The sequence below is a fragment of the Halalkalibacillus halophilus DSM 18494 genome (assembly GCF_000423105.1).
Classification (GTDB): Bacteria; Bacillota; Bacilli; order Bacillales; family Alkalibacillaceae; genus Halalkalibacillus; species Halalkalibacillus halophilus.
On the sequence record NZ_AUHI01000015.1, the window covers coordinates 24,475 to 47,293 of the forward strand.

General features: G+C 35.8%; 24 protein-coding genes and 2 tRNA genes. 2 read left to right on the top strand and 24 right to left on the bottom strand.

Annotation, left to right across the window (positions count from 1 at the left end):
* Window positions 1–102: 102 nt before the first annotated feature.
* The 6 genes from clpX to G532_RS0109605 all read right to left on the bottom strand — a co-directional run bounded on the left by clpX (window position 103) and on the right by G532_RS0109605 (window position 7,329).
* Entirely contained in the window at window positions 103–1,386 is a 1,284-nt protein-coding gene (clpX, locus tag G532_RS0109580) for an ATP-dependent protease ATP-binding subunit ClpX (RefSeq protein ID WP_027964620.1), read from the bottom strand.
* A 280-nt stretch (window positions 1,387–1,666) separates the two neighbouring features.
* Entirely contained in the window at window positions 1,667–2,953 is a 1,287-nt protein-coding gene (gene tig / locus G532_RS0109585) for a trigger factor (protein ID WP_027964621.1), read from the bottom strand.
* A 135-nt stretch (window positions 2,954–3,088) separates the two neighbouring features.
* Window positions 3,089–4,075: a hypothetical protein gene (locus tag G532_RS0109590; RefSeq protein WP_156882574.1), complete on the bottom strand. Its 987-nt coding sequence runs from the start codon at window positions 4,073–4,075 to the stop codon at window positions 3,089–3,091.
* 224 nt (window positions 4,076–4,299) lie between these two features.
* Complete coding sequence (locus G532_RS0109595; protein ID WP_035512852.1) at window positions 4,300–5,172, bottom strand: fructosamine kinase family protein; 873 nt, start codon at window positions 5,170–5,172, stop codon at window positions 4,300–4,302.
* Window positions 5,173–5,258: 86 nt separating this feature from the next.
* Window positions 5,259–6,629, bottom strand: a complete 1,371-nt coding sequence (locus tag G532_RS0109600) for a C40 family peptidase (RefSeq protein WP_027964624.1) — start codon at window positions 6,627–6,629, stop codon at window positions 5,259–5,261.
* Between the two features lie 466 nt (window positions 6,630–7,095).
* A complete protein-coding gene (locus G532_RS0109605; protein ID WP_035512853.1) occupies window positions 7,096–7,329 on the bottom strand; it encodes a phage holin in 234 nt (77 codons plus the stop codon).
* Window positions 7,330–7,518: 189 nt separating this feature from the next.
* On the opposite strand from G532_RS0109605, the gene G532_RS0109610 reads away from it, so the two are divergent.
* The gene (locus G532_RS0109610; protein WP_027964626.1) at window positions 7,519–7,863 is read left to right on the top strand and encodes a hypothetical protein; all 345 of its coding nucleotides are present in this window, start codon (window positions 7,519–7,521) and stop codon (window positions 7,861–7,863) included.
* A 277-nt stretch (window positions 7,864–8,140) separates the two neighbouring features.
* Complete coding sequence (locus G532_RS0109620; protein WP_245570131.1) at window positions 8,141–8,875, top strand: potassium channel family protein; 735 nt, start codon at window positions 8,141–8,143, stop codon at window positions 8,873–8,875.
* 109 nt (window positions 8,876–8,984) lie between these two features.
* Here the strand turns inward: G532_RS0109620 and G532_RS0109625 are convergent, their stop codons facing one another.
* From G532_RS0109625 to G532_RS0109710, 18 genes are all read right to left on the bottom strand, one after another.
* The gene (locus tag G532_RS0109625) at window positions 8,985–9,284 is read right to left on the bottom strand and encodes a hypothetical protein (RefSeq protein ID WP_027964628.1); all 300 of its coding nucleotides are present in this window, start codon (window positions 9,282–9,284) and stop codon (window positions 8,985–8,987) included.
* A 464-nt stretch (window positions 9,285–9,748) separates the two neighbouring features.
* A tRNA-Arg gene (locus G532_RS0109630) sits at window positions 9,749–9,822 on the bottom strand.
* Window positions 9,823–9,848: 26 nt separating this feature from the next.
* Window positions 9,849–9,922 (bottom strand) — tRNA-Gly (locus G532_RS0109635).
* Between the two features lie 155 nt (window positions 9,923–10,077).
* On the bottom strand, window positions 10,078–10,668 hold the full coding sequence (locus tag G532_RS0109640; RefSeq protein WP_027964629.1) for an XTP/dITP diphosphatase: 591 nt from the start codon (window positions 10,666–10,668) through the stop codon (window positions 10,078–10,080).
* Window positions 10,669–10,680: 12 nt separating this feature from the next.
* On the bottom strand, window positions 10,681–11,418 hold the full coding sequence (gene rph, locus G532_RS0109645; protein ID WP_027964630.1) for a ribonuclease PH: 738 nt from the start codon (window positions 11,416–11,418) through the stop codon (window positions 10,681–10,683).
* Between the two features lie 131 nt (window positions 11,419–11,549).
* Window positions 11,550–12,353 carry a glutamate racemase gene (gene racE, locus G532_RS0109650; protein ID WP_027964631.1) on the bottom strand — a complete coding sequence of 268 codons (804 nt, stop codon included), beginning with the start codon at window positions 12,351–12,353 and terminating at the stop codon, window positions 11,550–11,552.
* A 4-nt stretch (window positions 12,354–12,357) separates the two neighbouring features.
* Window positions 12,358–12,801 carry a MarR family winged helix-turn-helix transcriptional regulator gene (locus G532_RS0109655; protein WP_051189134.1) on the bottom strand — a complete coding sequence of 148 codons (444 nt, stop codon included), beginning with the start codon at window positions 12,799–12,801 and terminating at the stop codon, window positions 12,358–12,360.
* Window positions 12,802–12,941: 140 nt separating this feature from the next.
* Entirely contained in the window at window positions 12,942–13,166 is a 225-nt protein-coding gene (locus G532_RS0109660) for a helix-turn-helix domain-containing protein (protein WP_027964633.1), read from the bottom strand.
* Between the two features lie 120 nt (window positions 13,167–13,286).
* Entirely contained in the window at window positions 13,287–13,730 is a 444-nt protein-coding gene (locus G532_RS0109665) for an acyl-CoA thioesterase (protein ID WP_027964634.1), read from the bottom strand.
* Window positions 13,731–13,816: 86 nt separating this feature from the next.
* Window positions 13,817–14,584 (bottom strand): succinate dehydrogenase iron-sulfur subunit, encoded by a 768-nt coding sequence (gene sdhB, locus G532_RS0109670; protein ID WP_027964635.1) that lies wholly within the window; start codon window positions 14,582–14,584, stop codon window positions 13,817–13,819.
* An 18-nt stretch (window positions 14,585–14,602) separates the two neighbouring features.
* Window positions 14,603–16,357, bottom strand: coding sequence for a succinate dehydrogenase flavoprotein subunit (sdhA, locus tag G532_RS0109675; RefSeq protein WP_027964636.1), 1,755 nt, complete (start codon window positions 16,355–16,357; stop codon window positions 14,603–14,605).
* Between the two features lie 42 nt (window positions 16,358–16,399).
* Window positions 16,400–17,014 carry a succinate dehydrogenase cytochrome b558 subunit gene (locus G532_RS0109680; RefSeq protein ID WP_027964637.1) on the bottom strand — a complete coding sequence of 205 codons (615 nt, stop codon included), beginning with the start codon at window positions 17,012–17,014 and terminating at the stop codon, window positions 16,400–16,402.
* A 156-nt stretch (window positions 17,015–17,170) separates the two neighbouring features.
* A complete protein-coding gene (gene uvrC, locus G532_RS0109685) occupies window positions 17,171–18,973 on the bottom strand; it encodes an excinuclease ABC subunit UvrC (protein WP_035512856.1) in 1,803 nt (600 codons plus the stop codon).
* Between the two features lie 122 nt (window positions 18,974–19,095).
* Window positions 19,096–19,410, bottom strand: coding sequence for a thioredoxin (gene trxA, locus G532_RS0109690; protein ID WP_027964639.1), 315 nt, complete (start codon window positions 19,408–19,410; stop codon window positions 19,096–19,098).
* A gap of 199 nt (window positions 19,411–19,609) precedes the next feature.
* Window positions 19,610–20,581 (bottom strand): electron transfer flavoprotein subunit alpha/FixB family protein, encoded by a 972-nt coding sequence (locus tag G532_RS0109695; RefSeq protein WP_027964640.1) that lies wholly within the window; start codon window positions 20,579–20,581, stop codon window positions 19,610–19,612.
* A 30-nt stretch (window positions 20,582–20,611) separates the two neighbouring features.
* Window positions 20,612–21,385 carry an electron transfer flavoprotein subunit beta/FixA family protein gene (locus G532_RS0109700; protein ID WP_027964641.1) on the bottom strand — a complete coding sequence of 258 codons (774 nt, stop codon included), beginning with the start codon at window positions 21,383–21,385 and terminating at the stop codon, window positions 20,612–20,614.
* A gap of 18 nt (window positions 21,386–21,403) precedes the next feature.
* The gene (locus G532_RS0109705; protein ID WP_027964642.1) at window positions 21,404–22,177 is read right to left on the bottom strand and encodes an enoyl-CoA hydratase; all 774 of its coding nucleotides are present in this window, start codon (window positions 22,175–22,177) and stop codon (window positions 21,404–21,406) included.
* Window positions 22,178–22,191: 14 nt separating this feature from the next.
* Window positions 22,192–22,782: a fatty acid metabolism transcriptional regulator FadR gene (locus G532_RS0109710; protein ID WP_035512857.1), complete on the bottom strand. Its 591-nt coding sequence runs from the start codon at window positions 22,780–22,782 to the stop codon at window positions 22,192–22,194.
* Window positions 22,783–22,819 lie beyond the last annotated feature (37 nt).

Below are 22,819 nucleotides of genomic sequence, written 5' to 3' on the forward strand. Positions count from 1 at the left end.
ACTGGTGATATTGGTAGAACTGCAAAAAAATATAGAAAAAGGGTACTCTCATCTAAATAGAGGAGAGTACCCTCATATCATATACTCTGGCTGGAAATTTATTTATGCACTTTCTCTTGGTTCTTCATTTTGATCAACGACTGAACCATCTTCCATTACTAATTTTGGCTTCCCATTTTCATTTTCAACAGTCTCTTTTGTAATAATACATTTCTCAATATCATCACGAGAAGGTAGTTCAAACATTACATCTAACATAATGTCTTCAATAATGGAACGTAGACCACGGGCACCAGTATTACGTTCTATTGCTTTATTTGCAATAGCTCTTAATGCTTCCTCTTCAATTTCTAGCTCAACTCCATCAATATCAAACAGTTTTTGATATTGCTTGCTTAAAGCGTTTTTCGGTTTTGTTAAAATCTCCATTAGTGCATCTTCATCTAATGGTGTAAGGCTACCTACTACAGGTAAACGACCGATAAACTCTGGAATTAAACCATAGCGTAAAAGATCCTCAGGAAGTACTTTTTCAAGTAACTGAGATTTATCCATTTCTTCGTTCTCCGGATCAGAACCAAAACCAATTACACGTTCACCTAAGCGACGCTTCACCGTTTGGTCGATTCCATCAAATGCCCCACCTACAATGAATAGTACATTGGTCGTATCGATTTGGATAAATTCTTGATGAGGATGCTTACGTCCACCTTGAGGAGGGACGCTTGCTTGCGTTCCTTCTAGAATCTTAAGAAGTGCTTGTTGGACACCTTCACCAGAAACATCACGCGTGATAGATGGATTTTCTGATTTTCGAGCAACTTTATCGATTTCATCAATATAAATAATCCCTTTTTCAGCTTTCTCTACATCATAGTCAGCTGCTTGGATTAACTTTAATAAAATGTTTTCAACATCTTCACCTACATAACCAGCTTCTGTTAAAGAAGTAGCATCCGCAATGGCAAAAGGTACATTTAAAATGCGCGCTAATGTTTGAGCTAATAATGTCTTACCACTACCTGTTGGACCTAATAATAAGATGTTACTTTTTGCTAATTCCACATCATCTTTTTTATCCGTAACAGTAGCATTTACACGCTTGTAGTGGTTATAAACAGCTACAGAAAGTGATTTTTTAGCCGTTTCTTGGCCAATAACGTAATCATCCAATATATCGCAGATTTCTCTAGGTTTTGGAACCTCTTTAAATTCTTCATGATCAGCTGTCGTCCCAAGTTCTTCTTCAACGATTTCTGTGCATAAATCTATACACTCATCACATATATATACTCCTGGTCCAGCAACTAATTTGCGAACTTGATCTTGTGTTTTTCCACAAAATGAACATTTCAACTGTCCTTTTTCTTCGCTAAACTTAAACATGCTTTCACCCCATCATTCTATATTTACAAACAAACTTGCGAATGTTTGAACAAATTACACATGTTAAAAGACACTATTCCATGTCCCATAAATTCCATTATGTACTCCTAGATGTAAATAGTCAAAGGAAAAACTTCTCTTAAAATTTCAACAATTACACTTCAGAATATGATTATCCCTTACCATACTTTATGTATATGTATAAAGCAGTTAAAACATTAAAAATAGTGCAAAACAAGGCACGTGATTTCTACGCACCTTGCCTCACTATATAAATTAACTATACTGTTTTTGCATTTTCAACTAAGAAGTCAATAGCTTTTTTAAGCTTCAAGTCTTCCGTTAATGCATCAGTGTTACCACCAAGCATTTGCTTTAATTGCTCGATGTCTGTTTGGTACATAGAAGCCATTTCTTCTAATTGCTGCTGAATATCTTCTTCTGTTACTTCAAGATTTTCTTTTTCAGAAATTGCTTCAAGCGTTAAATTCGTACGTACACGTTTCGCAGCATCTTCCTTCATTTGATCTTTAAGAGCATTCTCATCTTGACCAGAGAACTGGAAGTACATGTCTAATGTCATGCCTTGCATTTGTAAGCGCTGCTCAAACTCTTGCATCATGCGATCTAATTCAGAATCTACCATTGCTTGTGGAATATCAGCTTGAGCATTTTCTGATGCTTTTTCTACTAATGTTTCACGCTTTTGGTTTTCAGCTTCTTGCTGCTTTTGATCTTCTAAATTTTTCTTTGTTTTTTCTTTTAATTCATCTAAGGAATTAACTTCGTCATCAATGTCCTTTGCAAATTCATCATCAAGCTCAGGGACTTCCTTTGCTTTCACTTCATGAATTTTAACTTTGAACGTAACTAATTTTCCAGCTAGGTCTTCTGCCTGGTAATCCTCTGGGAAAGTTACTTCTACATCTAACTCTTCTCCAGCTGACTTACCTACTAACTGTTCTTCGAATCCAGGAATGAATTGCCCTGAACCGATTTCTAGAGAATGGTTCTCTGCAGTTCCACCTTCAAACGCTTCTCCATCTAAGAAACCTTCAAAATCGATGACAGCTGTATCGCCGTCCTCAACTGTTCCTTCTTCTTTTACAACAAGTTCTGCTTGCTTTTCTTGCTGTGATTTTAAATCTTCTTCTACTTCTTCATCTGTAACGTTCACTTCTTGCTCTTCTACTTCAAGTCCTTTGTATTCACCAAGTTCTACTTCTGGCTTCACTGTTACAGTAGCTTTAAATACTAACGGTTCACCTTTTTCAATTTGCTCAATATCTACTTCTGGTTGAGCAACTGGGTTGATTCCTGTTTCGTTAACAGCACCCATATAAGCTTCAGGTAACACGATATCAACCGCATCTTGATATAAAGCTTCTACACCGAAGCGCTTTTCAAAAATCGAACGAGGTACTTTCCCTTTTCGGAAACCAGGTACCTGGATATCTTTCACTACTTTTTTAAAGGCTTGATCTAAAGCTTGATCAAATTGCTCCGGCTCAACTTCTACCGTTAAGACTCCTTCATTTCCTTCTTTTTTTTCCCATTTTGCTGACATATTTCTTCCCTCCAAAATCTATTCTTCCATATTTATTAACTGTCATTTTCATGCATAATAAGCGTTCATGCATAATGCAACCACTATATTATAACATAGAAATTTTGCTGTTCAACATTAAGACTTATGAAAAGGCTAATCCTCTATTTGTGAGAAGTATAGCTTTTCTAAATGTTCTATTTCTTCCATCCATGCAAGTTGTTCTTCATTTGCAATTTGATCTATCTCTCCGTCTTGATCAAGCTGCAAATACTTTTTTGCTAACAACTGAACGGCCTCAGCAAGGACATTTGCCTGATCGTCTTCTGGAACCAAAGGATATTGGATATACAAATATCTATATAATATTTGTTTGACGAACGCATAAAGCGTGGGATCTTCATTCTCTAAATCACTAAGCGCATTCATAACCTTAAGCGCAAAATCACTTTCTAAAACATCCTTTAGTTCAATTGGCTTTACATGCTCAGAAGTACCGAACTTTTCAATTTCAACCTTATGTGCAACTTCTTCGTCCATCAACCATTGAAGAATTCCTGTTTTAATGACAGGATTTAATCTCGCATCACTTAAATATGGAATTAAATCTTCTAAATACTCTTCAATCGGATATTTTCTGTGCATAGATAAAAGCTTCCATTGTTCTTGAAAGTTGCCTGATTCTAAAGATTCAAAGAAATGATTCATATGATTTTCGGATTCTTGTTCACTTTGAGTAGATCGCAAATCTTTACTCATATCGTACAATTGCATAAATTGTTCTTGGTATTCTGCAGGGATTTTCTCTGTTTCATAAATTTCATCTAATAAGTCAATTAATTCGGTATACTGACTCGTTTGAAATAAAATCGATAAATAAATATGTAAGTATTTAAAATAATGTTCTTCTTCTTTCATTAATCGACGACACAAACCAATTGCTTGCTCGAAATGACCAAGCTCAATTTGCGCAATGATTTTCGCAGTTAAAATATCACTCGATGCTGCATTGAATGATTCTAACTTTTTTATATGTAATAATGCTTGTTCGTAATTTTTTTGCTTGATTGCTTCAAAGACCTTCTTTTCCAATTCTTTTCGCCAACCAGGGAACATTACTACATCCTGGCGTTCATCGCTCATAATCACCCAACCCATCATGTTTTATAGTACTAAATAGTATACCCCTGCACGTACTCCTCAAAACCTATGTATAAAAATGTATAAACTAAAGACTTGTACCTAGATAAGTATATTCCTATTGTAACAAAGATAAACAAAAGAAACTGCTTACTTTTTAAAAAAACAATGAAATTTTCACCCCTAAATTTTCCAATAGTGAGTGAATTCAACTTTTAACTGCATTCTTAACTAACATCTCCAACGTACTTTGATAAGATACGGTCCACACTTGAACCATAAGCTTCACCAAACATGTTTAAATGAACCAGCAAATAAAAAAGTTGGTAAATTTCTTTAACATCTTTATAGTAATTTTCTACCGGATAATAACTTTCATACGCTAAACAAAATTCTTTTTCAAAACCTCCAAACAATTCGATAAATGCCAGTTCAAAGTGTCGGTCACCATATAAAAAGGACGGATCAATTAAATACGGGATTCCATTCTCACCAGGGATCCAATTGCCACTCCACAGATCTCCATGTAAATAAGAAGGCTTCACGTCTTTCGGTATAAATTGATCGATGTCTTCTATTAAGGTGTATAACTGTTTTGCTCGATTATTTCTTATAACACCTTGATGAGTGCCAATCTCCAACTGACCTTGCAAACGACATTCCGCATAGTAGTCTGTCCAATTATCATATAATTTATTCTCTTGTTTCAAAGTACCAATATAACTAAAAGAGCCATAGCCATGTTTTTCATTGAAAGTCTGATGCATCGTTGTCAAATGTTGACCGAATAATTCAGATGTGTCTTTATTTATTTCTCCATTAATCCAATCCAACAATAGAAAGCTTTCTTCTACTGTATCTTCTATGGCATGAATTTCTGGCAAAGGAAAACTATTCGTCTCTTTTAATTTCTTAATTCCTTCTACTTCTTTTGATAAAAATTCCTTAGGGGCATTAGACTGATACTTCAAAAAGAACGGACCATGATTAGTCTCAATTCTATAGTTATCATTGATGTCCCCACCATGCACAGGTTGAATACTTCTAACTTGCAAATCAAGATGATGCCTTTCAAAGAATTGATTGATTTGAAGTTTCATAGCATTAGCCTCCTAGTTGGATAAAAAAACATCTTAAAGTCATTATAACTTTAAGATGTTTATAGATTCATAGAAAAGGGTACTAATTAATTAACACGACGTACATGTCCACTAAAGTTATCTGCCCAGTAACCAGATGACATACTAGCAACAGAAACACCATATTTATTCTGAGCACCTAAGAATTGGCCGTTACCTAGGTATATACCAATGTGACCATTTGTTTTATAAGTATCAAAGAATACTAGGTCGCCGCGTTGCATGTTACTTGCAGATACTTTCGTTCCAACGGATGCAAAGTAATCAGTAGTACCTTGATAGTTATAACCACCTTGACTTAAAGCCCAAGAAATAAATCCTGAACAGTCAAATCCAGATGGAGATTTTCCACCCCATACATACGGAGTACCTGACTGACTCATTCCTGCAGAGATCGCACCTTCCATGCCGCCGCCTACAGAAGGTTGGCTACTTGTGCTTGCAGCTTGTGTTACAGATCCTTCGTCAGATGAACTTGATGATTCATTTGAACTGGAATTTGAATTATTACTAGAATTTGATGAACTATTAGAGTTTGAAGAACTATTTGAGCTTGAACTGCTGTTATTATTACTAGAGTTAGAGTTGTTATTCTCTTCTTCCTCTTGTTCTTGTTGAGCAGCTAAGACAATTTGTTGTTGACGTTCTCTTTCTTGCTCTTCTGCTTCCTCGATATCAGCTCTAATATCACCTTGTAATTGAGCTAATTGAGAGTCTTCTATTTCAAGTTCTTCTTGTAAAGCTACTAAGTTTTCTTCTTTATCTTCTAATTCTTCTTGTTTAGCAACAGTAGATTCCTTTTGCTCTTCGATTAATTGTTGCATACCAGAAAGTTCCTCTTGCATATCTTCTAAACCTTCTAATTTAACAACCACTTCTTCTTTTTTATCTTCTACAGCAAGCATGTCTTCAATTTGTTGATCAATTAAGCTTTTATCTGATTCCATAATTTTGTTTACAGATGTAGCTCGGCTAATAAAGTCACCAAAGTTACTTGCTCCCATAACAACTTCTAAGTATCCAACGTTACCGCCATTTTTTTGTAAAGTTTTCATTCTATCATTTACTAACTCATGACGAACTTCGATACGTTCTTCTAATTCTTCAATCTCAGCTTCGATCTCTACGATTTGAGATTCTCTATAATCAATCTCTTCTTCTGTTTCATCCATCTTAGCTTGATTTGCTTCAAGTGCTTCATTAACTTCTTCTAATTCTGCTTGAAGTTCTTCTAGTTCAGTAAGTACTCCAGCAATTTCAGCCTCAGCTTCTGAAAGTTCTTCAGATAACTCAGATCTTTCATTCTGGACTTGATTATCACGATCTCGTAAATCGTCTATGGATTCAGCACTAACATTTGCTCCAAATAATAAAACCAAGCTTGTCCCGATAGATAGAGTAGTAAGTCTTTTTAACATTCTCTTTCCCCCAATGAGTAATCTCTTTAATCAATACTATTTTAATAAACGTTCTATTAAGCAACTAATTAGGAGTATAACATAAGAAATTAGTAACTAATATTTCAGTTTGTTAACAATTTTATTTCAATATGTATAAAATCCTACCTATTTTACTTACAAATTTCTACATTTTATTAAGCCTAAGTGCTATAGTTACATCATTTGAGGTTAACTAAAGTCTTATATTTTACGTAATTTCGCCTCTGTAACATTTCTGTAATCATTGTCGAATTTCATACCAGAATAACAATATTAAAAGTGAGCTTTCCTGTCAACGTTAATCTATTAGAATATCCCCACCTATCACGAATCTATTAACAAATTATTCTAATGTCACATGCGAATGAATAGAGTTATATAAAGTACAAAAAAAACTGGTATGAAGTAGACTCAATTAGTCCTACTAAATACCAGCTATCACATTTCACTTCGATAATTTATTCTTTTTCAATAGCTCATGTTGTTGCCTTCCTTTTTCAGTCACGTAATTATTTTTAAACCAAGCCCACAATCCTACTGTTGTCGTCACCAGTGCAGTAACACCTGCTTCAAGCTGCTCATTACTGTATGGTAAGGGAGATTTACCGAATAAAACTAACGCTTGATTTATTAAAATGATTAAAAACACGATTGACCTAATTAATGTTCCCCTATCCATAGATATATTCCCTCCTTGCAATTCAACTTTAATTTATCTATATTCAAAATCCGTTAACATTTAGAACAAGTGGTTATAGTTCATTTGCCTACGACACATTAGAAGATTAATGATGAGATAATAGAATTTAATTTAAAAATCATGTAAAATACATGTATTAACATATATTAGAAATGAGGAGGAATTAAAATGATTAGTAAGATGATGAAGTACGTATTATTAGTTATTTTAATTGCTTCTTCATTATTGATAAATAACTATGAAACAGTATTCGATCATCCCATTTCAGGTTTATCCGAGACTGTTGATGAGACAGGGTTTTTAACTGTTCTTCCTGCAATAGAACTTGATGATACTGGGAAAACCATAAAATCGACTAGTAGCATATTTCATCAATTAACATTAATTATTATTTTCACAACAACTGCTCTCATCATCCCACCTTGGTACTTTAGGTGGAAACGATTATTGTTGAACCCACAATACTTTGGGGCTGATTTAATGAACTTCCAACCTCTTTTTAAACCCATTTAAAAAGTAGGGAGGGATAAAGGATGTTTTTCTTAAACATTTTTCTTGTTACCTTTTTTTCAATTACTGGTTTGAGTTTGTTCTCATTTCAAGGCATTGAAATATTTCATGCAATAAATGACTTGTTAAATAATAAATAATAGTTTAGTGCATAGCCGGCAATAGGCTATGCACTTTTTTTAAAAAGAAGACTATGAATATGTAACTTGATATAGATATTTGTATTTGATTTATAGTAAAATAAAATCATTAAATGAAAAAGTTGGAAAGAGGAAAGACATTGAAAATAAAGATGAAGGCTTTGTATGAAACGCTTTTATTTAGTATGGCTTTATTATCAGTTTTTCTTATTTGGTCTGATCATGGAGTTTCTCTTTATTTAGATAGAATTGTATGGGGAATATTCGTAATAGATGTTTTAACTCGATTCATAGTTTCGGAGAAAAAATTAGATTACATAAAGAAAAATCCGTTTGATATTATAGCGATTATTCCTTTAGATGCTATATTTCAGTTAGCAAGATTTGTCCGTTTATTTAGAGTCATTCGATTATTACTTATCGGAAGACATTTTGCTCAACACTTTTTTAATATTATTAAAACAAATGGATTAGACAAATTGATTGGTATATCAGTTATACTCATTTTTATATCATCAGTCCCAATTCTATATACCGAATCAAGTATTGAAACATACCAAGAGGCAGTATGGTGGTCCATTGTCACTTCAACTACAGTAGGTTATGGAGATTTATCACCTGAGACAGCTCTCGGAAGAATGATTGCTGTAACTTTAATGTTTTTTGGAATTGGGTTAATAGGAATGGTTACAGGATCTATTGCCACTTATTTTATTAAAGAAGATACTTCTGAAAATGAGACTATAAATTATATAAATGCTCAACTAAAACATTTTGAGAACTTGAGTGAAGATGAAATAGAAAGAATCATTTATTTACTAGAAGATTTGAAAAAAGAAAAATTAGATAAACCATCTCAGCTAAAGACAAATTAACTGAGATTAATAAAGGATGAAGAAACACTAATAGAAAGTGTTCTTTATCCTAAAGTCTATTTAAAATTGTCCAAAATAAAATCAGCACCTCTATGGATGCTGATTTTTGTTACTTATATTCCAAATCTCCTGAGCCTTGCAATACTACATTTGTTCCAGTATCTTGGCTAACTTCTGTAACAAGGGCACTGCCTTCTAGAGTTTCGCCTTCATCATTAACCATTTTCAAATGAAGCATTTCAGCATTTTTTTGAGCATTTTCTACTTTCTTCTTTCCATTCTCGACATTTGTTAATTCGAGACTCCAAAATGATTCTGAACCGGTATCAGTATGAGGAAGAACCCCTTTTTGGAAGCTAATTTCTTCGTCATCGATAATTAGTTTGTCTAAATAATGAGTTTTTGGCATATAATTTCCTCCTGACTAACGCAATTTCACTATTTACCACGTGATTATTATAAATACCCATTTAAAGTACGTATTAAACAACTAGGCTAATTTGGAAGATATTATAGTTAAATCATTGATATTATAAAATTAATTTTTTTAAGTAAAGTTAAAAGGAGAATAAAAAAATATGTATATACTTTTATTTTATCTAACATTTATATTTATGTTCGTAGTTTTTATCCTTTTAACATACATTCTTTACCACAATCTTCGTGGTCCGAAAAATATATCTTCATGGTTACTAATACTTTCAACTTTAACCTTGCTACTATTTTTAGCTTGGCAATCTTTAGATTATTTAAATGTCATATAAAACCCTATTGTAAAATCGATTTTAAAACAAAAACGCTTAGAACCATTATTATTAAAGGTTTCTAAGCGTTTTTATTATTATTCTATCATAACCTATGTGTGTTACCTAGCGTCCCGAGCAGGATTCGAACCTGCGACCGACAGCTTAGAAGGCTGTTGCTCTATCCTACTGAGCTACCGGGACATGTTATATTGATTTTTTTCATAAAATGGAGCGGGTGATGGGAATCGAACCCACAACATCAGCTTGGAAGGCTGAGGTTTTACCATTAAACTACACCCGCAATAGTAATATTTCTTATTTAATTCTAGTCTGTCCTTTCGTATCGGACAAGGATTATTATATAAAACAAATACCGTATGTGTCAACAATACATCGAAGAAAATTTTAGAAGAAGATAAAAAACTGAATAGACAATTGCCTATTCAGTTTCAATCCTTAAATTAAAGGACGAATTTTTTCAATTAATCCGTCTAATGCTTTTCTTCTATGGCTAATCGAATTCTTTACTTCCGTTCCTAGTTGAGATAATGTCTGATCGTAATCCTCAGGAATAAATATTGGATCGTATCCAAATCCACCTTCTCCTTGTGGTTGCTCAGAAATCTCGCCTTCACATCTACCTTCAGCAATTACTGTTGGTTGATGTGGTCTAGCAAAGGCCATGCTACAAACAAATGCAGCTTTGCGGTCGTCTAGGCCTTTCATTTTATCCAAGACTTTCTCTAGGTTGCGTTGATCGTTCTTCTCTCCACCTGCATAGCGTGCTGAGTATACGCCCGGCTCGCCACCAATCGCATAAACAGATAATCCTGAATCGTCTGCGACCACTGGTATCTTATAAATGTTTGCGATTGTTTCTGCTTTCAGTCGAGCGTTCTCTTCGAAGTTTGCACCTGTTTCTTCTACATCTGCTACATCTTCAAATTCATCAAAGACACTGATTACTTTCATGTCTAATTCACCAAAGATTGTTTCGAGTTCTTTAAGTTTTCCTTTATTTGTTGTTGCTACATATATTCTTTTCATGACATATACCTCCTACTTAAAGTACGTGTTTAAATCTCCAATTGCTTCAGACTGAATCTCAAACAACTCTGAGATCCCTTTTTTCCCTAATTGAAGCATTTCTTGTAGTTCCTCTGTGGAAAATGTAGCTTCCTCTCCTGTGCCTTGTAGTTCTACAAATTTCTGCTCATCTGTCATCACTAAGTTTAAGTCTACATCAGCAGTAGAGTCCTCTTCATAACAAAGGTCTAGGATTGCTTCTCCCTCTTTAGAAATACCAACAGAGGTCGCAGCTAAATAATTACGAACAGGCATTTCAGTTAAAGTTTCTTCCTTTAATAATTTGCCACATGCTAATACAGTTGCCACAAATGCACCTGTAATTGAAGCAGTACGGGTGCCACCATCTGCTTGGATTACATCACAATCGATCCACAGTGTACGTTCTCCAAGTTTCTCAAGGTCAATTACTGCTCTTAATGCTCTACCTATTAATCGTTGAATTTCCATAGTACGTCCTGCGATTTTACCTTTAGCGGATTCTCTTATATTTCGTTGTTCTGTGGCACGAGGTAGCATAGCATATTCAGCAGTAACCCAACCTTTGCCTTGGTTACGCATGAATGGTGGTACTTTATTTTCAATACTAGCATTACAAATAACTTTCGTTTCCCCTACTGAAATGAGGACAGATCCTTCTGGATGTTTGGTAAAACCTGTTTCAATGGTTATATTTCTTAATTGATCCTTTTCTCTTCCGTCTGTTCGCATTATTAATTCCTACCTTTCACATTCACGTTTATGATTGTTATTAAACATTTAAAGTCATTTTTTTCTATTTTATAGTTAAATCATTTCATAAAAAAACTTATACCATTCTAGCTTCCCGGTATAAGTTACTTTTATGCTAAAGTTACTTGTTTTACGATACTACTCTTAAATTGAAAAAACTCTTCTATAAGTGGCTTCACTGATTGTAAGTCGCCAGTAACGTATATTTCCGGTGCTTGTGGGTCCTGATCCATCACATTATGCATTTGGCTGAAAGTAAGTACTGTACTAACTTCCGCACCTGTCTCTAGGGCAGAGGATAGAACGGTGATGCTTTCCCCAACCACTTCTTCGATAACGGACTGAAGAATGGGGTAGTGGGTACAGCCCAGTATTAACGTATCAACTAATTGATCTTTTTTTATAGCTCGAAGACTTTTATCAACTACTTCTTTAGCTTCCCTCTTTGAATATTTTCCGGACTCAATTAACGGGACAAATAATGGACAAGCGACTGATATCGTTTGTAATTCTGGATTAATTTCTTTTAATGCTACATCGTAGGAACGACTAAGTATTGTATTTTCCGTGCCTATTATGGCAATATGGTTCGTATTCGTTGATTTTATTGCTGCTCTTGCGCCTGGTTCTATAACACCAATCACAGGTATATCTAGTTGTTCTTTCAATTGTTGTAAGACAACGGCAGTGGCAGTATTGCATGCAACGATTAACATTTTAATATCGTAACCCATTAAAAAGTCTACTAATTCCCACGTGAAAGTAACTACTTCTTCTGAAGTTCGAGATCCATAAGGGCATCTTTTTGTATCCCCTAAGTAAATGAATTTCTCACGAGGTAATTGTCTTTTTAATTCATGTAATACAGTTAAACCACCTACACCGGAGTCAATAACACCTATTGGCTGATTCACGTGGCTATTTCTCCTTTTGCTGGTTATCTTCATGTACTTTCATTTCGTCATATAATTGACTCATAGACCCTCTTAATGATTCTACTTCTTTTAAAGTAAATGAGCTAAGTACTTCTTGTAAGTATTCTTGTCGTTTTTGAATTACTTCATCAATGATTTCTTCCCCTTTTTCTAAGAGGTGAATGCGTACAACGCGTCGATCTTTCGGATCGCGTACACGTTCAATGAGTTCGTTTTTCTCCATCCGGTCAACTAAATCAGTAGTGGTACTAAAAGCTAAGTACATTTTTTTTGAAAGTTCTCCAATGGTAAGGTCTCCACGGTCTAACAACCATTGTAATGCAATAAATTGTGGTGGAGTAATCGGATAATGGTTTAAAATTTCACGACCACGTTGCTTCACCATGTGAGATATATATCGAACATTTTTCTCTAATTCTGCAATCATTTTTGAATCTACAGTTGAACGCAATGAATTTCCTCCTCGTATTTCTACCTTATTAGTTTATTTTCACGTTTTTTAGTCAAAATTGCAAGCGTCTAAGGTATATGACATAGAAAAAACCGGCTATTAGCTAGCCGGCAAAGTTACAGTTTGATTTCTCCAAGCCGTATTAATTCCACTACTGCTTGGGAACGCCCTTTTACTTGAAGCTTCTGAATTGTATTAGAGATATGATTACGAACTGTTTTCTCTGATATAAATAATTGTTCAGCTATATCTTTCGTAGTCTGATCCTGTACTAATAACTCAAAAACTTCTCTTTCTCTTTTCGTTAGAATATTACTAGGTCGGTATGGTTTTTTATCCAAGCATTAACCCCTCCTCCGAATGAAGAGTGAGCTCAACCGTTTATGAGGAACTTACGCAGTCACCATAGTTTATGTGAATATTAGCAAGAGCGTTCGTAAATAGGGCGCCTGTTTTCACTTTTATGCTTCTTGTAGTACTTTTTGTTGCTGTTCTGTAAATGGGGTTGGTTTTCCTGTTGTAATATCTATTTGTACAATTCTACCGCGACCAACAAGACATACCTCCCCCTTTTGATTCGTTGCCATGTAATGAATGTCTAAGGACGTATTGCCGACGTGGTTTGCTTTTACATGAAGGTCGATTTTATCTCCAAAATAAATTTGTTGAAGGAAATCACACTGTAAGTCTCCTACGATCGGAGCAATTTTAGACTCTTGTGTTAGTTCTCCGAATAAGTTCAAATCTTCCATATAGGTAATTCTTGCTTCTTCAAAATATATAAATGGCGACACATTATTCACATGACCAAACATATCCGTTTCAGAAAAACGAATTTTAATTGGGGTAGAAAACGAGAACCCTTGTTTCCACTCATTAAAATCTTCTATGTACGATATTTTCATGCTTATCCCTCTTTCTGTTGTTTATCTATTTAAAGAAATATAAAAAGGACTGACACCATGATGTCAGCCCCTAATAATTGGTTTACTTAATTATGATAGTCACTACCGAAGAATTCCTTAAAGGAATGCACAGTAGCTTCACGGTTTAGTGCAGCAATCGATGTCGTCAAAGGAATACCTTTTGGACAAGCTTCTACACAGTTTTGTGAATTACCACATTGTTGTAATCCGCCTTCACCAGTAACTGCATCCATACGCTCTGCTTTATGAAATTCACCTGTTGGGTGAGAGTTAAATAAACGAACTTGAGATAATGCAGCTGGACCAATAAATTCAGAATTACTATTTACGTTAGGACATGCTTCTAGACACACACCACATGTCATACATTTAGATAATTCATACGCCCATTGACGTTTGCTTTCTGCCATACGTGGACCTTCACCTAAATCGTACGTTCCATCAATTGGAACCCATGCTTTTACTTGTTTAAGTGAGTCAAACATGCGACTACGATCTACCGCTAAGTCACGCATAACTGGAAATGTCTTCATCGGCTCTAACTTAACTGGTTGTTCTAACTGATCAATTAGAGCTGTACAAGATTGCTGTGCTTCCCCATTGATTACCATAGAACATGCACCACAAACTTCTTCTAAGCAACCCATGTCCCAAAATACAGGCGTTGTTTGTTCGCCCTTTGCATTCACTGGGTTACGACGAATTTCCATTAATGCAGAAATAACGTTCATGTTATTACGATACGGAATATCAAATTCCTCTTCATAAGGAGCAGCTTCCGGCTCGTCTTGACGCTGAATAATCAGCTTAATCGTCTTGTTTTCATCCGCCATACTCTTTGCCTCCTATGCTTATTTAGTCTTCGAATAGTCACGCTTACGAGGTTCAATAAGGGATGTATCAACATCTACATACTCAAAGTCAGGACCATTTTTCTCCGGATTGTAAGTAGCTTTTGTTGTTTTTAACCATTCCTCATCATTACGATCTGGAAATTCTGGTTTATAATGCGCACCGCGACTCTCGTTACGGTTATAGGCACCTTGTGTAATGACACGTGCTAAGTTTAACATACTATCTAGCTGACGAATAAACATTGCTGTTTGATTGCTCCATCTAGATGTATCATTAATGTTAATATCTTTTGCACGTTCCATTAACTCGGTAATTTTTTCATCTGTCTTTAATAGGTTATCATTTTCACGAACAACAGTCACATAATCCGTCATCCATTCACCTAATTCACGGTGAATTTGATACGCATTTTCTTTACCAGTTGTCATACTCATGATCTTATCAAACTTCTCTTCTTCTTCGCGCAATTTAGCATCGAACAACTCTGAAGTTTGATCTTCCGCTAGCTCATCAAGTCCATCGATGTACTTAATTGCATTTGGTCCTGCAACCATTCCACCGTAAATACAAGATAATAATGAGTTAGCACCTAAACGGTTACCACCATGAATGGTGTAATCACACTCACCTGCAGCAAAAATACCTGGAATATTGGTCATTTGATCATAGTCAACCCATAGACCACCCATGGAATAATGCACAGCAGGGAAGATTTTCATTGGTACTTTCTTAGGATCTTCGCCAACGAATTTTTCGTAAATTTCGATGATTCCACCAAGCTTCACGTCTAATTCTTTCGGATCTTTATGAGATAGGTCTAAGTAAACCATGTTCTCGCCATTAATTCCTAGCTTTTGGTTCACACAGACATCAAAGATTTCACGTGTAGCGATATCACGAGGTACTAAGTTACCGTATGCAGGGAACTTCTCTTCTAAGAAGTACCAAGGCTTACCGTCTTTGTATGTCCAAACACGTCCACCTTCCCCACGAGCTGATTCACTCATTAAGCGTAATTTATCATCACCAGGGATTGCTGTAGGGTGTATCTGGATGAACTCCCCATTAGCATATGCTGCTCCTTGACGATACAAGTTAGATACAGCAGAGCCTGTGTTAATTACAGAGTTTGTTGATTTACCAAAGATAATTCCTGGTCCACCAGTAGCCATAATTGTAGCATCTGCTGGGAATACTTTAATTTCATGAGATTGAATATCTTGAGCAACTACTCCACGAGATCTACCACTTTCATCAAGTACTGCTTCTAAGAAATCCCAACCTTCGTATTTCGTAACTAAACCATTTGCTTCATGACGGCGAACCTGCTCGTCCAAAGCATATAATAATTGTTGTCCTGTTGTCGCACCTGCGAATGCTGTACGGTGATGCTGTGTTCCACCGAAACGTCGGAAATCAAGAAGTCCTTCAGGTGTACGGTTGAACATAACTCCCATACGGTCCAGCATATGTATAATGCTTGGAGCTGCGTCACACATAGCCTTTACTGGTGGTTGATTTGCTAAGAAATCGCCACCATACACCGTATCATCAAAGTGTTCCCATGGTGAGTCACCTTCACCTTTTGTATTAACTGCACCGTTAATACCACCTTGAGCACATACAGAGTGGGAGCGTTTAACAGGAACAAGTGAAATTAAGTCAACGTGCACGCCAGCTTCAGCTGCTTTAATAGTAGCCATCAAACCAGCTAAGCCACCGCCTACTACCACGATATTTTTATTACTCATAAGAAGTTTCACTCCCTTTATCTTTAAAATAAAATCAAATTATTATGATGCAAAAGCGATTAATGATGCTAGACCCATATAAGTGAAGATAATGAATACACCCAAGGATACAATCGTCATTACGCGTTGAGATTTTGGTGTCACGGTAAGACCCCAAGTTACTGTAAATGACCATAAGCCATTAGCAAAGTGGAATACTGCTGCAACTACACCAAGAACATAAAAGCCAAACATAAATGGTGATGAAAGAATTTGAGCCATTAAGTCAAAGTTAATTTCCGTCCCATAGATCGCATGAGCTAAACGAGTTTCCCATACGTGCCATACAACGAAAATCAATGTAATAATCCCTGAAGCACGTTGTAAGATAAACATCCAATTACGGAAATAACCGTAGCGTTTTAAGTTCATCTCAGAAGTCAACGCAATATATACTCCATAAATTCCATGGAAAAGTAGTGGAATATAAATAAGTGCAAACTCTAAGAAAATTCGTAATGGCAGATTCTCCATAAAGTGAGCTGCTTGGTTGAATGCTTCTGGACTGTATGTAGCAAAATGGTTAACTACCAAGTGCTGCATCAAGAAAAGACCAATTGGAATGACTCCTAATAATGAGTGTATCCTGCGATAAAAGAACTCGCGGTTCTCTGACATGTGTTACCCCCCTCATTTTTCGTTAAATGATTTTTGTTTTTAACATACATACTTCCTGCAAATTTTAGTATATATAACATGTTTATTGTACTTCTAACGCGTCGCAGCGTCAAGGTAACTTGCCCGAAGTTTTGACAAGTTTTTCCCTAAAATGTTTTATTCTTTTGGAACATTTTCTTTATCATTGTTTGTTAAATATTCTTTTATATTCTCTGCAATGTTAAAAGGAATACCTAATTTAGCCATTTCCTTTGATTCCGCTTGCTTTATAGCTTCTATTGACCGGAAATGTTCTAATAAAATTTGTCGTCTTTTTGGGCCAACACCTTCTATTTCATCTAGCGCAGATTGAATGGACTGTTTGCCACGTAATTGTCTATGAAAACTAATAGCGAACCTGTGAACTTCATCTTGGATCCGTTGAATAAGATAAAATGGCTGACCATTCCTTTTTAATGGTACAGGGGCTGGAGGATCACCATATAGCAATTCACTGGTTCTGTGTTTATCATTCTTCGCTAAACCACATAACGGGATATCAAGTCCTAACTCATCTTCTAGAACCTCTCGGGCAGCTGACATTTGGCCTTTTGAACCGTCAACCATTATTAAGTCTGGTAAAGGTAACCCTTCCTTCAGCACACGCTTATACCTTCTTCTAACAACTTCCCTCATGGTTTCATAGTCATCCGGTTTGTCTACCGTTTTAACTTTGTATTTACGGTATTCATTTTTATTCGCTTTACCATCAATAAACACAACGAGTGCTGATACAGGATTCGTACCTTGAATGTTTGAGTTATCAAAAGCTTCTATACGATGGGGTGTTTCAACATGGAGAATTTCACCCAATTCTTCCACAGCATTAATGGTACGATGTTCGTTTTGTTCAATTAAAGAAAACTTTTCAGATAAAGCAATCTCTGCATTCTCTGTCGATAGGTCAACCAATTTCTTCTTTTGACCTCGGTAAGGTGTATGAACTTTCACTTCCAGATATTCTTCTATCAATTCATGGTCTGTACCCATAGGAACATTTATTTCTTTTGGTTTAATATGGTTTGAATGTGTATAAAAGCTAGCAATAAAGCTGATAAATGCTTCACTCGCATCATTGTAAAAAGGAAAAATGGATACATCCCTTTCTATTAATTTACCTTGGCGGATAAAGAAAACCTGTACACACATGTAACCCTTATCAACAGAGTAGCCAAACACATCTCTGTCGGATAAGTCATGTAACTCCATTGTTTGTTTTTCCATAACAGCTTCGATATGGTCAATAAGATCTCTGTATTCTTTTGCTTTCTCAAAATCCATGTTCTCTGAAAAATCATGCATTTTCTGCTTTAATTCTTCTTTAATTTCTTTATGTCCTCCATTTAAAAAGGTAGAAATCTTCTGAACGAGATCTTGATTGGTTTCTTTAGAAACTGGAAACTCACAAGGGCCTAAACATTGATTGATATGATAATACAAACAAACACGCTTTGGCATCGTGTTACATTTTCTAAGTGGATATAAACGATCTAATAATTTTTTCGTTTCTCTTGCTGCATAAACGTTCGTATAAGGTCCGAAATATTTCCCTTTGTCCTTCTTCACTTTACGGGTAACAATTAATCTCGGGTGTCTTTCATTTGTAATTTTTAAAAATGGATAACTTTTATCATCTTTAAGCATAACGTTATATCTCGGGTCATGCTTCTTTACGAGGTTCAATTCTAAAATAAGGGCTTCCACTTCTGAAGCGGTTACAATGTATTCAAAATCAGCAATTTCATTTACTAGGCGTTGCGTTTTTAAGTCGTTTGCACCTTTAAAGTATGAACGTACTCGATTACGAAGTGCTTTCGACTTACCAACATATATTACTTCCCCTTTTTTACTCTTCATTAAGTAACAGCCAGGTTTGTCGGGTAAGATTGCTAATTTATTTTGAATATGGTCCGCTGTCATGGTCGTCACCTCAAATATTATGTAAGTTTATAAAATAATAAGTTATGAAAAAGCTCGAAGGATCAATTTACACTAAAATAAAGAGCTAACTCTGGTGAGTCAGCTCTCCATTTATAAAATTGTTAGGCATTTTTATTAACTAATTGCTCTAATGCTTCTTTTGGTTGGAAGCCATGTGCTTGATCTACTTGTTCTCCATTTTTGAAAAGAATTAAAGTAGGGATACTCATTACACCGAACTTTTGTGCAGTTTCTTGATTTTCATCTACGTCAACTTTGACGATTTTAACTTGCTCATTCATGTCAGAATCTAACTCTTCTAAGACAGGAGCGATCATTTTACAAGGGCCACACCAAGGTGCCCAGAAGTCTACTAGTACTAAACCATCTTGTGTTTCTTCACTAAAGTTTTGATCAGTTGCATTTACAATTGCCATCTATAATTCCTCCTAAACATTCAATTTCTAATTTAGTATAGCACGATAAAGTTTATCCATGCCAATAGTTTGTTTATGACTTAAAATCATTAGATGATCCACTTATTTTATACCCGAAAAACAGTGAAAATAATCTTCCTTCAGTCAAAATAAATAAGCTAGGCACGTATTTTACGCACCTAGCATTTTGTTTTCATAATTAGCCTTTTAATGCTTTTAGTTCTTCAGTTAATTTCGGAACAACATCAAATAGGTCGCCAACAATTCCATAATCTGCAACGTTAAAGATATTTGCTTCTGGATCTTTATTAATTGCTACGATTACTTTTGAGTTAGACATACCAGCTAAGTGTTGAATTGCTCCGGAGATTCCTACTGCAAAGTACAAGTCTGGTGTAACTACTTTACCAGTTTGACCAATCTGCAAGGAATAATCACAATATCCTGCATCACAAGCACCTCTGGATGCACCAACTGCTGCTCCTAGTACGTCTGCCATTTCATGAAGAGGCTCGAAACCTTCTTCACTTTTCACACCACGTCCACCAGCCACAATAATATTTGCTTCTGATAGATCTACACCTTCAGATGCTTTACGAATTACTTCTTTAATAATAGTACGTAGATCTTTTATATCTACATCTATAGAAGTAACATCGCCTGAGCGACTGTCATCTGCTTCTTGAGGCGGGATGTTATTTGGTCGAATCGTAATAAAAGTCTTTCCATCTGTAATCTGTTTCTTCTCAAATGCCTTACCAGAATAGATCGGACGTACAAAAGTTGCATCGTCTCCACTACCCTCGATAGAAGTAACATCAGAAATTAAACCATTGTCTAATTTACTAGCTAAGCGTGGGGATAAATCTTTACCTGCTGACGTGTGCCCCATTACTAGGCCATCTGGGTTTTCTTGTTCAATAACTGCCATAGCAGCTTGCGTATATGCGTCTGTTGTATATTCTTTTAAGTCGCTGTGCTCAACAGTTACTGCGCGGTCTGCTCCATGCTTAATCATTTCATTTGCGAATGATTCAGCGTTCGCATCCGTAAACACAACAGCTACTACTTCACTACTCTCATCTATTTGACGAGCTGCTGCAACTGTTTCAAATGAGACGTTACGTAATTCTCCGTCGCGAGCTTCTCCAAATGCTAAAAACTTACTCATGATTTAATTGCTCCTTTCTACACCTGTATATTAAAGTACTTTCGCTTCTGATTTTAATAATGAAACAAGCTCTTTTACTTGGTCATCGATTTCGCCTTCTAACACTTTACCTGCTTCTTTTTCAGGTGGAAGGTATATTTCTGTTGTTTTAGTTTTTGGTTCCACATCGTCTTCATCTAAATCTAAATCATCAATCTCAAGCTCTTCTAAAGGCTTCTTCTTCGCCTTCATAATACCTGGTAATGATGGATAGCGCGGCTCGTTTAAACCTTGCTGACACGTAACTAATAGTGGTAAAGAAGTCTCTAGTTTCTCCACATCACCTTCTACGTCACGCTCAATATTAACTGTTTCTCCGTCAATATTAATAGCAGTAATAGTCGTTACATAAGGGATATCTAGCTTGTCTGCTAGTCTAGGACCAACCTGACCACTAGCTTCATCAATCGCAACATTTCCGGCAAGGATAATATCTGCTTCTTTATCCTTGAAGAAAGCTTCTAAGATTTTAACTGTAGTTACTTGGTCGCCCTCTTCTACATCATCTTCTGTATTAATTAATACAGCTTGATCTGCTCCCATTGCTAATGCTGTACGCAATTGCTGTTCAGATTCTTCATCACCAACAGTTACGACAGTCACCTCACCACCGTGGGTATCACGGAGATTAATAGCTTCTTCCACTGCATACTCATCGTAAGGGTTAATGATGAATTCAGCACCATCATCTTCAATCTTTCCACCACTTACTTGAATTTTTTCCTCTGTGTCGAATGTCTTTTTCAATAGAACATAAATGTTCATTGGATTACCTCCCTTAATCTATTGATCTTTGAAATCTGGCTTTCTTTTATCTATGAAAGCTTGAATTCCTTCTTTTGCATCATCATTTCCAAATACTTTCCCGAACTCTTCAGCCTCTTTTGACACACCATCTTGAAAACTTGATGTTTGGGCGTATGGTAGGAGTTCCATGATTGCCTTAATTGATGGACCACTTTTAGATGCGAATTTAGAAGCTAACTTATTAGTAACAACTTCCAATTCTTCTTCAGCTACGGCATGATTAGCAAGGCCATATTGTGCTGCTTCTTCACCAGTGATTGGCTCTCCAGTGAGAATCATTTCGTATGCTTTAGGTAGACCAACATAACGAGGCAATCTTTGAGAACCAGCAAAACCAGGAATAATTCCTAAATTTAATTCTGGAAGACCTAATTTTGCATCTTTCGTAACAATTCTTACGTGACAGGCCATAGCCAACTCCAAACCTCCACCTAATGAGGCACCGTGAATTGAAGCAATCACTGGAATATGGAATTGTTCAATACGATTGAATAGTGCTTGTCCTTTTTTAGATAACCCTGCATAGTCATCCTCTTTTTGAAAGGAAGTGAATTCCTTAATATCTGCTCCAGCAGAAAAGAATTTCCCTTCGCCTTTTAAAACAATTGTTTTGATTTCTTTATCTTTTTCAACTTCATCTAGAACTTTGTCTAGATCCATTAAAATTCCTGAAGATAAAGCGTTTGCAGGAGGGCTTGAAATAACAACTTGTGCTACGTTTCCTTCTTTGTTCCATGAAAGAAAATCCATTCTGACAACTCCTTCTAACTGTGATTTCGAAGTCCGTTGTAAATAAGGTGATGAACTTCTTTTGCTTGTTCAATTAAATCATAGCGCTGGTCTTTCATTACCCAGTTTGTCACCACTTCATCTAGTGTACCAAAAATCACTTGTCGAACCAATTTTACATTCAACTGACTTTGAAAAGTCCCATCTTCCATACCCTCTTTTAAAATATCGTCAATCACAATGAGATAACGTTTAAGCACTTCATTAATTTGAAGGCGTAAACGTTTATTTGACTGACGAAGTTCTAATTGGGTCACTACTGCCAACAGTGGATCTTCAGAAAGTTGTCTAAAGTGCATTTCAATCAGGCGGAAGAGTTTTTCGTCCGCCTGATCAGTTTGTGCAATCTCTTCTTCAATCTTCCCGATAAACTGACCCATCTTTTCTTGAAATAGTGAAATTAAAATATCTTCTTTGTTTTTAAAATAAAGATAAATGGTACCGTCCGCTACGCCAGCTATATTAGCAATTTTTGAGACTTGAGAGTGATGATAGCCATTTTCGGCGATAACCTCAACTGCAGCGTCTAGTATGAGTTTGTACTTTGGTTTAGACTTATTATTCATAGCAATCTCCCTAAAATGAATGAATGGTCATTCATTC

What these genes read in the sequence shown, in the direction of transcription:
- clpX (WP_027964620.1), bottom strand. Translation starts at nt 1,386, where the DNA reads ATGTTTAAGTTTAGCGAAGAAAAAGGACAGTTGAAATGTTCATTTTGT.
- tig (WP_027964621.1), bottom strand. Translation starts at nt 2,953, where the DNA reads ATGTCAGCAAAATGGGAAAAAAAAGAAGGAAATGAAGGAGTCTTAACG.
- G532_RS0109590 (WP_156882574.1), bottom strand. Translation starts at nt 4,075, where the DNA reads ATGAGCGATGAACGCCAGGATGTAGTAATGTTCCCTGGTTGGCGAAAA.
- G532_RS0109595 (WP_035512852.1), bottom strand. Translation starts at nt 5,172, where the DNA reads ATGAAACTTCAAATCAATCAATTCTTTGAAAGGCATCATCTTGATTTG.
- G532_RS0109600 (WP_027964624.1), bottom strand. Translation starts at nt 6,629, where the DNA reads ATGTTAAAAAGACTTACTACTCTATCTATCGGGACAAGCTTGGTTTTA.
- G532_RS0109605 (WP_035512853.1), bottom strand. Translation starts at nt 7,329, where the DNA reads ATGGATAGGGGAACATTAATTAGGTCAATCGTGTTTTTAATCATTTTA.
- G532_RS0109610 (WP_027964626.1), top strand. Translation starts at nt 7,519, where the DNA reads ATGATTAGTAAGATGATGAAGTACGTATTATTAGTTATTTTAATTGCT.
- G532_RS0109625 (WP_027964628.1), bottom strand. Translation starts at nt 9,284, where the DNA reads ATGCCAAAAACTCATTATTTAGACAAACTAATTATCGATGACGAAGAA.
- G532_RS0109640 (WP_027964629.1), bottom strand. Translation starts at nt 10,668, where the DNA reads ATGAAAAGAATATATGTAGCAACAACAAATAAAGGAAAACTTAAAGAA.
- rph (WP_027964630.1), bottom strand. Translation starts at nt 11,418, where the DNA reads ATGCGAACAGACGGAAGAGAAAAGGATCAATTAAGAAATATAACCATT.
- G532_RS0109655 (WP_051189134.1), bottom strand. Translation starts at nt 12,801, where the DNA reads ATGATTGCAGAATTAGAGAAAAATGTTCGATATATATCTCACATGGTG.
- G532_RS0109665 (WP_027964634.1), bottom strand. Translation starts at nt 13,730, where the DNA reads ATGAAAATATCGTACATAGAAGATTTTAATGAGTGGAAACAAGGGTTC.
- sdhB (WP_027964635.1), bottom strand. Translation starts at nt 14,584, where the DNA reads ATGGCGGATGAAAACAAGACGATTAAGCTGATTATTCAGCGTCAAGAC.
- sdhA (WP_027964636.1), bottom strand. Translation starts at nt 16,357, where the DNA reads ATGAGTAATAAAAATATCGTGGTAGTAGGCGGTGGCTTAGCTGGTTTG.
- G532_RS0109680 (WP_027964637.1), bottom strand. Translation starts at nt 17,014, where the DNA reads ATGTCAGAGAACCGCGAGTTCTTTTATCGCAGGATACACTCATTATTA.
- uvrC (WP_035512856.1), bottom strand. Translation starts at nt 18,973, where the DNA reads ATGACAGCGGACCATATTCAAAATAAATTAGCAATCTTACCCGACAAA.
- trxA (WP_027964639.1), bottom strand. Translation starts at nt 19,410, where the DNA reads ATGGCAATTGTAAATGCAACTGATCAAAACTTTAGTGAAGAAACACAA.
- G532_RS0109695 (WP_027964640.1), bottom strand. Translation starts at nt 20,581, where the DNA reads ATGAGTAAGTTTTTAGCATTTGGAGAAGCTCGCGACGGAGAATTACGT.
- G532_RS0109700 (WP_027964641.1), bottom strand. Translation starts at nt 21,385, where the DNA reads ATGAACATTTATGTTCTATTGAAAAAGACATTCGACACAGAGGAAAAA.
- G532_RS0109705 (WP_027964642.1), bottom strand. Translation starts at nt 22,177, where the DNA reads ATGGATTTTCTTTCATGGAACAAAGAAGGAAACGTAGCACAAGTTGTT.
- G532_RS0109710 (WP_035512857.1), bottom strand. Translation starts at nt 22,782, where the DNA reads ATGAATAATAAGTCTAAACCAAAGTACAAACTCATACTAGACGCTGCA.